Source organism: Ruegeria sp. AP11 (genome assembly GCF_056535865.1).
Genome location: NZ_JBQFJB010000001.1, coordinates 2,492,515 through 2,505,544, shown reverse-complemented (window position 1 = coordinate 2,505,544; position 13,030 = coordinate 2,492,515). Strand labels below are relative to the sequence as shown.

Annotated in this window: 10 protein-coding genes; 7 read left to right on the top strand and 3 right to left on the bottom strand. The window is 60.0% G+C overall.

Annotation, left to right across the window (positions count from 1 at the left end; all coding sequences use genetic code 11):
• Positions 1 to 29 precede the first annotated feature (29 nt).
• The 7 genes from dtd to ACR3E4_RS12525 all read left to right on the top strand — a co-directional run bounded on the left by dtd (position 30) and on the right by ACR3E4_RS12525 (position 8,010).
• A complete protein-coding gene (dtd, locus tag ACR3E4_RS12555) occupies positions 30 to 467 on the top strand; it encodes a D-aminoacyl-tRNA deacylase (protein ID WP_480530238.1) in 438 nt (145 codons plus the stop codon).
• On the top strand, positions 467 to 1,570 hold the full coding sequence (locus ACR3E4_RS12550) for a glycerate kinase type-2 family protein (RefSeq protein WP_480530240.1): 1,104 nt from the start codon (positions 467 to 469) through the stop codon (positions 1,568 to 1,570). The genes dtd and ACR3E4_RS12550 overlap by 1 nt, the downstream gene beginning before the upstream one ends.
• A 445-nt stretch (positions 1,571 to 2,015) precedes the next feature.
• Positions 2,016 to 3,599 (top strand): ABC transporter substrate-binding protein, encoded by a 1,584-nt coding sequence (locus tag ACR3E4_RS12545; RefSeq protein ID WP_480530242.1) that lies wholly within the window; start codon positions 2,016 to 2,018, stop codon positions 3,597 to 3,599.
• A gap of 15 nt (positions 3,600 to 3,614) precedes the next feature.
• Positions 3,615 to 4,571 (top strand): ABC transporter permease, encoded by a 957-nt coding sequence (locus ACR3E4_RS12540; protein WP_480530244.1) that lies wholly within the window; start codon positions 3,615 to 3,617, stop codon positions 4,569 to 4,571.
• Positions 4,571 to 5,386, top strand: coding sequence for an ABC transporter permease (locus tag ACR3E4_RS12535; protein ID WP_480530593.1), 816 nt, complete (start codon positions 4,571 to 4,573; stop codon positions 5,384 to 5,386). Before ACR3E4_RS12540 ends, ACR3E4_RS12535 begins: the two co-directional genes overlap by 1 nt.
• Positions 5,383 to 7,023: an ABC transporter ATP-binding protein gene (locus ACR3E4_RS12530; protein WP_480530246.1), complete on the top strand. Its 1,641-nt coding sequence runs from the start codon at positions 5,383 to 5,385 to the stop codon at positions 7,021 to 7,023. Before ACR3E4_RS12535 ends, ACR3E4_RS12530 begins: the two co-directional genes overlap by 4 nt.
• A gap of 150 nt (positions 7,024 to 7,173) precedes the next feature.
• On the top strand, positions 7,174 to 8,010 hold the full coding sequence (locus ACR3E4_RS12525; RefSeq protein ID WP_480530248.1) for an alkaline phosphatase family protein: 837 nt from the start codon (positions 7,174 to 7,176) through the stop codon (positions 8,008 to 8,010).
• 3 nt (positions 8,011 to 8,013) lie between these two features.
• Here the strand turns inward: ACR3E4_RS12525 and ACR3E4_RS12520 are convergent, their stop codons facing one another.
• From ACR3E4_RS12520 to ACR3E4_RS12510, 3 genes are all read right to left on the bottom strand, one after another.
• Positions 8,014 to 8,937 (bottom strand): alpha/beta hydrolase, encoded by a 924-nt coding sequence (locus tag ACR3E4_RS12520; RefSeq protein WP_480530251.1) that lies wholly within the window; start codon positions 8,935 to 8,937, stop codon positions 8,014 to 8,016.
• A 15-nt stretch (positions 8,938 to 8,952) separates the two neighbouring features.
• Positions 8,953 to 10,842: an acyl-CoA synthetase gene (locus ACR3E4_RS12515; protein ID WP_480530595.1), complete on the bottom strand. Its 1,890-nt coding sequence runs from the start codon at positions 10,840 to 10,842 to the stop codon at positions 8,953 to 8,955.
• Positions 10,843 to 11,002: 160 nt separating this feature from the next.
• A complete protein-coding gene (locus tag ACR3E4_RS12510; RefSeq protein ID WP_480530253.1) occupies positions 11,003 to 12,823 on the bottom strand; it encodes an ABC transporter transmembrane domain-containing protein in 1,821 nt (606 codons plus the stop codon).
• Positions 12,824 to 13,030: the final 207 nt, after the last annotated feature.

Sequence of the window (13,030 nt, the reverse complement as noted above, 5' to 3'; positions counted from 1 at the left end):
TGCAGCCCAATTGAAAGAGAAGACCAACCATGCGCGCCTTGCTTCAACGCATCTCCCGAGCCTCCGTCACCGTCGATGAAACCGTAATCGGCCGGTCTGGGCCGGGGTTATTGATCCTTGTCTGTGCGATGCAGGGGGATGGCGAGGCTCAGGTTGCGCAACTGGCTGAAAAGATCGTTAAGCTGCGAATCTTCAAGGATGAAGCGGGCAAGATGAATCGCTCGATACAGGACGTTCAGGGCTCGGCTCTGGTGGTCAGCCAGTTCACGCTGGCGGCGGACACTTCACGCGGAAACCGGCCCGGCTTTTCCGCGGCGGCGCCTGCGACCGATGGGGAAAAGCTGTACGAAGCGTTTGCACGCAAACTGGCGGCTTTGGGGGTTCCGGTCGAAACCGGTGCATTCGGCGCGGACATGGCGGTAGAACTGGTCAATGACGGGCCGGTCACGATCTGGATGGAAAGCTGATGCAGCTCTCTCAGCAGGCACTGGAGTTCTGGCGCGCCGGGGTGGCGGCGGTTGATGGCTATCGAGCGACGTTGAAGGCCACGCAAGACATGGACCGTCCCGACCTAATATTGGCCGTCGGAAAGGCTGCAGGCGCGATGGCGCGCGCGGCGGCGGAACGGTTTGGCGATGCACCCGCGTTGGTCGTGACCAAGGATGGCCATGGCGAGGGCCTGCCTGCGCATATTCAAGTTCTGGAGGCTTCGCACCCGGTGCCCGATGCCCGCTCTCTGGCCGGAGGGCGTGCCCTGCGTGAAGCGGTTGAGGCTCTGCCCGCCGACAGCCACCTGCTGTTGTTGGTTTCGGGCGGAGCCTCGTCACTGGCCGAGGATCTGGTGCCCGGGAAAACTCTGGACGATCTGGAGGCGCTGAACCGGCAGTTGCTGGCCGACGGGCTGGATATCGGCGCGATGAATGCGGAACGGCGCGAACTGTCACGGATCAAGGGCGGCGGATTGTTGTCTCACTTCCGGGGCGCACGGGCGACGGTTCTGGCGATTTCGGATGTACCCGGTGACGATCTGGGTGTGATCGGATCGGGCATCGGCTCTTTGCCGGATGCGCCGGCGTTCGCGGCGCATACCTCGATCATTGCCTCCAACGCTCACGCCCGCGATGCAGCGGCACAGGCGGCGCAACAGGCGGGGTTCGCGGTACTGGCCAATGACGAATCGCTGCATGACGATTACCTGACCGTCGCCGCGCGTATCGGCGCGCAGCTTCGCCAGATGCCAAAAGGCGTGATGGTGTTTGGCGGAGAGCCCACGGTCATTCTGCCCGACACCCCCGGGCGCGGCGGGCGCAATCAGGCGCTGGCCCTGGCCCTGGCCCACGAGATCGCGGGGCAAAAGGACCTGACCGTGATTGTGGGCGGCACCGATGGCACGGATGGACCCACTGATGCCGCCGGGGCCATCGTGACAGGCGAAACATGGGCGGACGAGGCCCAAAGCTATCTGGATCGTGCCGACAGCGGCAGCTTTCTGGACTTGGCCGGGGCGCTGTTGGTTACGGGACCTACGGGGACGAATGTCATGGATCTGGTGATTGCCATCCGGGACTGATTCCGCATTTTGGCCGGGTCAGTTTCCGCCAGAAACGACTGGGGCCCGAGCCCTTTCGGCTTTCGGTCCGGTCGCGTCTGAAATCGCCGCGTTGCACCTAAGCGCAAAAAAATCAGTGACCTGACGCTTACGTTGGGTCACGCCGATAAATGAGGCTTTGATCCGTGACGGGAGGGTGTCCGATTTCTGACCTTCATCACTCGCAAAAAACGCTCCGATTCGGGGCATTTTCATCCAAGTGCGCAGGTAAACGCTTAGGAAAACGAGACTTTGGCTTTTTTGAAAACGGTCGAGGACTCCATAGCGCGCAATCATATGTGAATTTCAGACCCAAAGGGTGACAGATTATTGCTTGCTCGTCGGCCAAAAATGCGCCTACTTTGACTCATGCGTCAATAAAAAGCCCACCAAGGGCTCACCATCCAACCAACTGGGAGATTTCTGGATGAACGATCAACTCACTCACATGGCCAATCAAGTCACGGCAGGAAAACTGACGCGGCGTGAATTCATGGGGAAAGCGGCTGCTTTGGGTGTATCTGCAGCAATGGCAAGCACCATGTTCGCCGACGCCGCGCGCGCTGCTGACCCGAAAAAGGGTGGCGATCTGAAGATCGGTTCCGTCGGCGGTGAGTCGACGAACTCTCTGGACCCGGCAACCTACTCCAGCCAGGTACCTGCCCTCAACGGCCGCCAATTCGGAGACACCCTGGTGGTTGTCGCGCCGGACGGCTCGATTGAATCGCGTCTGGCGGAAAGCGTGGAAGCCAGCGCAGACGCCAAGACCTGGAACTTCAAGATCCGTCAGGGCGTTGAATTCCACAACGGCAAATCGCTGACCAGCGAAGACGTGCTGAAGACCATGCAGCGCCACTCGGACGAGAACTCGAAATCCGGTGCTTTGGGCATCATGAAAGAGATCGAGTCGATGAAGGCTGACGGCGACATGTTCTCGGTCACCTTGAACAACCCGAATGCCGACCTGCCCTATCTCATGGCTGACTACCACCTGATCATTCAGCCGGACGGTGGCCTCGACAATCCGGCCGCTGGTATCGGCACTGGTCCCTACAAGATGGAAGTGGACGAGCCGGGCGTGCGCCACGTCTTTACCAAGTTCGATAATTATTGGGCGGATGATGGCCACTTTGACAGCGTCGAAATTATCGCCATCAACGATTCCACAGCACGCACCGCGGCGCTTCAGTCCGGTCAGGTTCACCTGATCAACCGGGTGGAACCCAAGGTTGCAGGACTTCTGAGCCGCGCTCCGGGTCTGACTGTGCAGCCTACGACAGGTCGCGGGCACTATGTCTTCATCATGCATGCTGACACCGCGCCGTTCGACAACCTCGATCTGCGGCTGGCGCTGAAATACGCGATCAATCGCGAAGAACTGGTTGAGAAAATCCTGCAGGGCTATGGCAGCGTCGGCAACGACATCCCGATCAATGCGGCCTATCCGCTGTTTGACGATACGATCCCGCAGCGTCAGTTCGACCTGGCCAAAGCGGCAGAGCACTACAAGAAGTCTGGCCACGATGGATCGCCGATCGTTCTGCGCACCTCCGAAGTCGCCTTCCCGGGTGCCGTGGATGCGGCGCAACTGTTCCAGCAAAGCGCCAATGCCGCCGGCATCCCGCTGGTGATCGAGCGTGTACCCGGTGACGGATACTGGTCCGAGGTCTGGAATGTACAACCGTTCTGCGCCTCTTATTGGACTGGTCGTCCGGTTCAGGATCAGATGTACACCACCGCATATCTCTCGACCGCCGACTGGAACGACACGCGCTGGAAACGGCCCGAGTTCGATGACATGCTGAACAAGGCAAAAGGAGAGCTCGATACCGCCAAGCGCAAAGAGCTGTATTCGCAGATGGGCCGGTTGCTCAATGAAGAAGGCGGCCTGATTTGTCCGATGTTCAACCAGTTCATTGACGGTGTCAGCGATCAACTGGCAGGTTGGGAGCCTGATCCGTATGATGAACTGATGGGTGGCCAGGCCACACGCAAAATGTGGTTCGCCTGATCTAGGCCCCGGATAATGCATCCCATCATCAAACTGGTTTCCCAGCGCCTCGCGCTGGGACTCCTGCTTCTCTTCGGTGCATCGGCTCTGATTTTCGGCCTCACCGAAGCTCTTCCCGGGGACGCTGCCCAAGCGGTCCTTGGTCAATCCGCAACCCCCGAGTCTTTGGCCAACCTACGTGAAGAGATGGGCCTCAACCGCCCTGCCACGACCCGTTATTTCGAATGGTTGGGTGGCATCCTGCAAGGTGACCTGGGCACATCCCTGACCAACAAGCTCGACATCGCAGAAAGCATCGGCAAACGGCTGGGCAACACTCTGTTTCTGGCATGCGTCGCCGCGATTGTGTCGGTTCCCCTGGCCATCTTTCTGGGCCTGCTCGCCGTCCGTTACCGCAACCGCTGGCCCGACAAACTGATCTCTGCCATTACGCTTACGACGGTTTCGATTCCCGAATTCCTGATCGGCTATGTGCTGGTTTATTTCATCTCGGTCAAACTGGGATGGTTTTCATCGCTCGCGATGATCAATGACTCGATGTCCTTTGGTCAGAAACTCTATGCGATTGCCCTGCCCGCTTTCGTCCTGACGCTGGTGGTTCTGGCGCAGATGATGCGGATGACACGTGCGGCGATCCTGAACCTGATGCAATCGGCCTATATCGAAACCGCCGAGCTGAAGGGTCTGACCACATTTCAGGTCATTGCCCGGCACGCCTTTCCCAATGCCATTTCACCCATCGTCAATGTTGTGATGCTGAACCTCGCTTATCTGGTCGTGGGCGTCGTCGTTGTTGAAGTGGTGTTCGTTTATCCCGGCATGGGTCAGTATCTGGTGGATTCCGTGACCAAGCGCGACGTGCCGGTTGTTCTGGCCTGCGGTGTCGTGTTCGCTGCGGTCTATATCGGCCTGAACATGATCGCCGACATTGTGTCGATCCTTGCCAACCCAAGACTGAGGCATCCGAAATGATGAAGAATATTCCTGTTTCGGCTGCAATCGGTCTGTTCTTCACCGGCCTTTATTTTGTCGTCGCCATCGCTGCACCGCTGATTGCACCCTATGGCATGGCCGAAGTGGTCGGCGACGTCTGGGAACCTTCGAGTGCCGAGCATTTGCTGGGTACAGACAACATCGGCCGCGACCTGCTGACCCGCATGATCTATGGCGGACGTACGACCATCTTCATTGCGGCAGCGGCCACGATTCTCAGCTTTGTCACCGGAACCTCTCTGGGTCTGCTGGCGGCAGTTCTGGGCGGATGGGCCGATCAGGTCCTCAGCCGTACGGTTGACCTGATCATGTCCATTCCCACGCTGATCCTGTCGCTGGTTATTCTGGCGATTGTTCCCGTGACCATCCCGATCCTGATCCTTGTGATGGGCCTGCTGGACGCCACACGACCGTATCGCCTGTCACGTTCGGTCGCCGTGGACATCAACGTGATGGATTATGTCGAGGCCGCCAAGCTGCGCGGTGAAGGCCGGGTCTGGATCATCTTCCGCGAAATCCTGCCCAACGCATTGTCACCGCTGGTTGCCGAGTTGGGGCTGCGGTTCATCTTCATGGTTCTGTTCATCTCGACCCTGTCCTTTCTGGGCCTGGGCGTGCAGCCGCCGCTGGCGGACTGGGGCGGCATCGTGAAGGAAAACAAGGACGGCATCGTTTATGGCATCGGTGCGGCGCTTTATCCCGCCGTAGCCATCGCCACGCTGGCAATCTCGGTCAACCTTGTGGCTGACTGGGTCCTGAACCGTACCACATCGCTGAAAGGAGGCCGGGGATGAGCGACGATATCCTTCTCAAGGTCCGAGGCCTCAAGATTGGCGCGACCGTCTATCCGCCGGGTGAGAAACCTCATGACATCGAGATCGTGCACGGGGTCGATTTCGACCTCAAACGCGGCAAGGTGCTGGGGCTGATCGGGGAATCCGGGGCTGGTAAATCCACTATCGGCCTGGCCTCGATGGCCTATGGCCGGGGTGGCGTGAAGATCACCGGCGGCGAAGTCTGGGTGAACGGGCGCGATATCCTGAAGTCGTCGCTGGGTGACATCCGCAATCTGCGCGGGGGCGAGGTAGCCTATGTCTCGCAATCCGCTGCGGCGTCGTTCAACCCTGCCAAGAAGATCATGGATCAGGTGGTCGAAGCAGCCGTTGAACACAAGAAGTTCAGCCGCAAAGAGGCCGAGGCCCGCGCGCGTGAATTGTTCGCCAAGCTGGGTCTGCCTGATCCGGATAATATCGGCGAACGCTATCCGCACCAGGTCTCGGGCGGTCAGCTGCAGCGCTGCATGACTGCGCTGGCGCTGTGCCCCGAGCCTGATCTGGTGGTGTTTGATGAGCCCACCACGGCGCTGGACGTGACCACGCAGATCGATGTTCTGATGGCCATTAAAGAGGCCATCGCAGATACCGGCGTTGCCGCTCTTTATATCACCCATGACCTTGCGGTCGTGGCGCAGGTGAGCGACGACATCATGGTTTTGCGCATGGGCAATACGGTCGAATACGGCTCTACCGATCAGATCATCAACGACCCGCAAGAGGACTATACCAAGGCGCTGGTCTCGGTCCGGTCCATCGAACACGAAGAGAAACAGCCAACGCCGGAACCGGTGCTGAGCGTCGACGGCATCACCGCGCGCTACAAGGGGCTGAATTTCGACGTGCTGCATAATGTCAATGTCGAGCTTCATCCGGGGCAGACACTGGCGGTTGTGGGTGAATCCGGCTCGGGCAAGTCGACGCTGGCGCGGGTGATCACCGGCCTTCTGCCGCCCCGCGATGGCGAGATCACCTTTGCCGGGCGCAAGCTCAGCTCCGATCTGGCCGGGCGTTCGCGCGAGGACCTGCGCGAGCTGCAGATGATCTATCAGATGGCCGACGTGGCAATGAACCCGCGTCAGACCGTCGGCACAATCATCGGTCGCCCGCTGGAGTTCTACTTCAACATGCGCGGGGCCGAGAAGCGTAAGCGGATCATCGAACTGCTGGATGAGATCGAACTGGGCGAGAAGTTCATGGATCGCTATCCGGCGGAATTGTCCGGTGGCCAGAAACAGCGTGTCTGCATCGCGCGGTCATTGGCGGCCAAGCCCAAGATGATCATCTGCGATGAGGTCACCTCGGCCCTTGACCCGCTGGTGGCGGACGGCATCCTGAAACTGCTGCTGGACCTGCAGAAGATCGAGGATGTGGCGTATCTGTTCATCACCCACGATCTGGCGACAGTGCGCGCGATCAGCGACAGCATCGCGGTGATGTATCAGGGTCGCGTGGCGCGCTATGGTTCAAAATCACAGGTGCTGAGCCCGCCGTTCGACGACTACACCGATCTGCTGCTCAGCTCGGTCCCCGAGATGCATCTGGGCTGGCTGGAAGAAGTTGTCGCCCATCGCAAGATGGAGAGCGCGGGGAACTGACATCCCGTGTGACAGTTCGTTGAAGAAATGAAATCCCGGCGCATCGTCTGATGACAGGTGTCGGGATTTTGCTATTGGGGGCGCAAATCGGCGGCCATTGAAAATCGAAACCTATAGGGTTGCCGGAAAGTACGGAAAGAAGGCTGGATCATGGACCGCAAACTTCTTTTGATCATCCTCGACGGCGTCCCCTGGCGCAATTTTCGCCGCCTGTTCGGCAACCTCGAAGGCTGGGTCGACAGCGGCGAGGCGCGGGTGTGGAAACTGCGTTCGGTACTGCCTTCAACTTCGGCCAGCTGCTATGCTTCGATCCATACCGGCGTGACGCCGCAGGAACATGGCTGTACCGGCAATGGCAATGTCTTTCGCCTGAGCCATAAGGACGTATTCAGCCAGGTGCGCGAGGTCGGAGGCGTGACCGGAGCCGTCACCCACAGCTATTGGTCGCAGTTCTTCAACCGGCATCCGTTCGATTATGTCCGCGACGTGGAATATGACGAACCGGACAGCAAGACCATCAACCATGGCCGGTTCCACACCATGACCGGCTATGGCAACGCCAATCAGATGACGCCTTGCGACGTGGACCTGTTTGCCTCGCTCACCAATCTCTGCCTGCGTTTTGGGCTGGATTACGGCATCCTGCACACCTGTACGCTGGACAGCATGGGCCATCGTTTCCACCACGACTGCCCCGAGATGGATCATGCCTGTTTCGTCGCTGACGAGATGCTGGCCCCCTTCATTCCGCGCTGGCGGCAACTGGGTTACGAGGTCATTGTCACCGCCGATCACGGTCAGGACGAGCGTGGCCATCACGGTGGACGCAGCCCGTTGCAGCAGGAAACGGCACTGTACTACTTTGGTGACGCCGAAGGCCCGGACGCGGATGCCGTCATCGACCAACTCCAGCTGGCGCCAACCGTCCTGACCCGCATGGGCGCGCCGATAGCAGAAACGATGAAGGCAAAGCCCTTTCTGATCTAAGCGTCAATCGTAAGACCAGATCCCCTGCCCCAGCGCCTCGATAGCGACCGATATTCGCTCAAAGCTGTCTGCGGCGCGCTTGACGGTCGTCCTTGCGCGCAGGTAGCCATGGACCAGCCCGGGTTCGTTGATGCAATGCGCCTGCCCCCCGGCAGAGGTGATCCGGGCGCAATAGGCGGGACCGTCATCGCGCAGCGGGTCACAATCGGCAGTCACAACAACGGTTGGCGGAAGGTCCGAGAAATCGCTGTCCTGTAAGGGGGCGAAGGTCGGGTCATTCTCGGGCGCGTCTCCGGCACAGCGAACGGTCTGGTAGAACAACACTTCGTCGCGCGTCAGCAGCGGGGCGTTTGCGTGTTCGAAATACGAACCTGTGTTCATATCGCCGCCCAGCCCCGGGTAGATCAGCACCTGCCCAAGCACGTTATCCAGCCGCCCCCGGCCATGATGCGCTACGGATGCGGCGAGATTGCCGCCCGCGCTGTCTCCGGCCAGAACGATGGGATCACCAAATTCGCGAATGACCCAGCAGGTTGCGGTCCAGCTGTCCTGATATTGGGCGGGGTGTACATGTTCCGGACACAACCGGTAGTCGACCGCGACGACACGGTATCCGGTTTGCGCACAGATTTCGGCACAGACGTCATCGTGGCTGTCCAGCCCACCGACAACAAACCCTCCGCCATGGAAATAGACGACACTCCGGGTCGGGTCGCCCGCGGAATAGATGCGGACGGGCACGCCATCCGCATCACGGTCTTCCACTTCAACTCCCGGCGGGCGGGGCTGGCGAAAATCCTCGCACATCGCGTCATAAACGCGGCGCTGATCCTCGATGGACATATCGACCGCGTCGTCGGGATAGCTTTCAGCCGTGCGACGTATGAACGCCCAGGTTTCTTCGTCGATCAGGCGTTCATAGTCCATTGTCCCTCCTGCAGCTTATTCAGACCACTCCCACGGCCGGGTGAATGATCCCAGCACCTTGGCCACATCGTCCTCGGAAGACCCGTTCGCGTCAAGCTGCGCGACAAGCCCGCGCTTCTTGTCGTCGATCACGGAAACAACGCGCGCAGCAACGCCGGCGGTTTCCAGCGCGCCGTTATAGATGCGGGTTATGGCCTGTTTGCGCAGGTCGGGTTTGAACACCTTGCCGACGGCGGTCTTTGGCAATTCGTCCAGAATGGTCATATGCTTGGGCTGCGCCGCACGTTCGTGGACGTGTACCTTGCAATACTCCATCAGCTCTTGTTCGGTGACCGAGGCGCCGTCGACCAGTTCGACAAAAGCGCAAGGCACCTCGCCCGAATGCGCATCGGGCTGGCCGATGGCCCCGGCAAAGGCAACGGCCTCGTGTCCCAGCAGGGCCTCTTCAATCTCGGCGGGGTCGATATTGTGACCACCCCGGATAATCAGGTCCTTGGCCCGGCCGGTGATCCACAGATACCCATCCTCGTCAAACCGGCCCAGATCACCTGTGCGCAGGTATTTATCGAAGTGATAGAGGTTCGTATTCTTGTCGGTCTCGGTATATGTGTTACCCGCATAAACGCCGGGGTTCGAGATGCAGATCTCGCCAATCTGATCCGTGCCACATTCGGTCGGGCCGTCCGGGCCGTCCTGCAGGATTTTGACATCCGTATAAGGGAACGGAATGCCGATCGAGCCGATCTTTTTCTCGCCATCTACCGGATTACATGAAACCAGACAGGTGGCCTCGGTCAGGCCATAGCCTTCGACAATGGTGACGCCCGTCGCCTCTTCAAAGCGGCGGAACAGTTCCACCGGCAACGGGGCCGAGCCTGAGAAGGCGGTTTTCACGCTTGAGATGTCGGCATCCACCGGGCGCTGCATCTTGGCCGAGATCGCGGTTGGCACGGTGATGATGAACGACACTTTCCAGCGTTCGATCAGTTTCCAGAAATTGTCGAACACCCCGTCGCCGCGATAGCCCGCGGGTGTCGGGAAGATTACATGCGCGCCCGAGGACACGGCGGCCATCACGATCACATGCACCGCAAAGACGTGGAACATCGGCAATGGGCACATGATCACGTCGTTTTCGTCAAACAGCAGCGTGTTGCCCAGCCAACCGTTGTAGATCAGGCCCGAATATTTGTGCTGCGCCACTTTCGGCATGCCGGTGGTGCCGCCGGTGTGGAAATAGCACGCGACCCGATCTTCGGTGCTGTCCTCGAAGTTCAGCGTCTTGGGTTGCTTGTTCAGCTCGACATTGAAGTTCTTGTAATCCGCGTGGGCCAGTTTTTCCTTGTCGCCCATCTTGGGGCGTAGGAGCGGCACAAGCCAGGATTTCGGCGGCGTCAGATAGCGGTTCAGGTCGATCTCGAGGATCGTGTTGACCCCAGGCGCATGGCGCACCGCTTCTTCCACCTTCTGGGCCACGTCGGTCTTGGGGAAGGATTTCAGCGTGACCACGACTTTCGCCCCGGTTTCACGCAGGATCGCGGCAATCTGTTCGGGTTCCAGCAACGGGTTGATCGGGTTCACGATCCCTGCAACCGCGCCTCCCATCATGGTGACCAGTGTTTCGTTGCAGTTGGGCAGCACATAGGCCACCACGTCCTTTTCCCCCACCCCCAACGAGCGGAACAGGTTGGCCGCCTGATTGACCTTGCCCAGCAGTTCGGACCATGTCAGCGTCTCGGCCTTGTCGGTTGGGCCGGATAGCAATTGAAAGCTGATTGCCTTGTGGTTCGGGAACTTGCCCGCCGTCCGCGACAACAGCTGATGGAAGGTGACGGGCACATCCCGATCCTCCCACGTCATCTCCTGCTCGATGCGCGCCTTGTCTTCCAATCCCACAAAGGCCATACGGCTCCTCCCCTGATCTCTCTCCCGTGTCATGCGCGGGCTTGTTTGTCGCCTCCAAGATGGAAGCAAAACACACCATGCGCAAGCGAGGGCTTAACCGCCAAGTCGGGGAAAATGTAGAATGACGCTACGGCGAGACGATATGTGCCGGAGCGTCACTTTATTCTGCGGCCACCCCGTCGGTGAACTGCAGCCGCGCCAGACGGGCATACAGCCCATCCTGCGCCACGAGATCGTCATGAGTGCCCTGCGCCACGATGCGCCCGGCCTCAAGCACGACAATCCGGTCGGCCTTTTTTACGGTCGCCAGACGGTGCGCCACGATCAGCGTCGTGCGCCCGGCCCGCATATTGTCGACCGCCCCCTGCACTGCGCGTTCGCTTTCCGCGTCCAGCGCCGAGGTCGCCTCGTCCAGAAGCAGCACCGGCGCGTCGCGCAGAATGGCGCGGGCGATGGCGATCCGCTGCTTCTGACCGCCCGACAGCATCACGCCGCGTTCACCCACAAAGCTGTCATAGCCCTCGGGCAGAACTGAAATGAACTCATGCGCGGCGGCGGCACGGGCGGCGGCCTCAACCTCGGCGTCCGAGGCATCCAGACGGCCAAAGCGGATGTTTTCACGCGCCGAAGCGGCAAAGATCACCGGATCCTGCGGGACCAGCGCCATGTGCTGGCGGAAGTCGTCACGGTTCAGGTCGCGCAGGTTGAGGCCGTCGAGGCTGACCTGTCCCGCATCGGGATCATAGAACCGCTGAATCATCTGGATCACTGTGGTCTTGCCCGCGCCCGACGGGCCGACAAAGGCGACGGTTTCTCCGGGTTTGATCTGCAGCGAGAACTGGTCCAGAGCAACGATGTCCGGGCGCGCGGGATAGTGGAACGTCACATCCTCAAAACGAATTTCACCGCGCAGAGGGGTGGGCAAGGAATGCGCCTGTGACGGATCATTGACCGTGTCCTGCGCGTTCAGCAATTCGACCAGCCGTTCGGTCGCACCAGCGGCGCGCTGCAGTTCACTCCAGATTTCCGACAGGGCGGCGACTGAACCGGCCATGATGATCGAATAGATCACGAACTGGATCAGCACGCCTTCGGTCATGACTCCGTTGCGCACGTCATTCGCACCCATCCACAGCACGCCGACGATGCCGGAAAAGACCAGAAAAATAACGATGACGGTCAGCACCGCGCGGGTCTGAATACGGCGCAGAGAAACTTTGTACGAGGTTTCCGTCATCTCGCCGAATTGCCTCCGGCTGGCCTGTTCATGGGTAAAGGCCTGCACGGTCTGTACCGCCCCCAGCGCCTCGCCCGCATTGCCCGAGGACGCCGCGATCCAGTCCTGGTTTTCGCGGCTGATCGCCCGCAGCCGGCGGCCCAGCACCAGAATCGGCACGATCACCAGCGGGATCAGCAGCAGAACCATGCCGGTCAGTTTGGCCGAGGTCAGCAGCATCAGCACCAGCCCGCCCGCAAACATCAGGAGGTTGCGCAAAGCGATCGACACCGAAGAGCCAAGCACCGACTGGATCAGCGTGGTGTCGGTGGTGATCCGGCTCAGAACCTCTCCGGTCATGATGCGTTCGTAGAACTCGGGGCTCATCCCGATCACGCGGTCGAATACGGCCTTTCGGATATCCGCCACCACGCGCTCACCCAACCGTGTCACCAGTGCATAGCGAATGCCAGTACCCACGGCGAGGATACCGGCAATGGCCAGTGCCGCCACAAAATACCAATCCAGAAGTTCGCCATCTTCGATGCGGAAATTGTCGACGACACGCCGCACGGCCAGCGGCAGGGTCAGGGTCATGCTGGCGGTCAGGATCAGCGCCAGCGTCGCACCGATCATCAGCAGACGATAGGGTTTCATGAAGGGCCAAAGCGACCTCAGAACGCCGATATTCTTCGACCCGGCCCGTTCTTCATGGGCACCGGGTGCCTGTGCATTTGCTTGACTGGCGGAGCGTGTTCTTGCCATGTCTGGCCCTTGTCTTCTGGTCATCGCCCGCATCGGGCGCACATCCCCGCTTCTTGGCGACACAGGCGGATGGGGTCAAGCTTTGGGCGCGTATCCAAGGGCGATCCGGGCCTTTTGACGCATTCCACGACGGGGCCGATCTGAAACCTACGGCCGTATCTGAAGCAGAAATGCCCCCAAGGCGATCATGTTCGGAAATGTCGGATA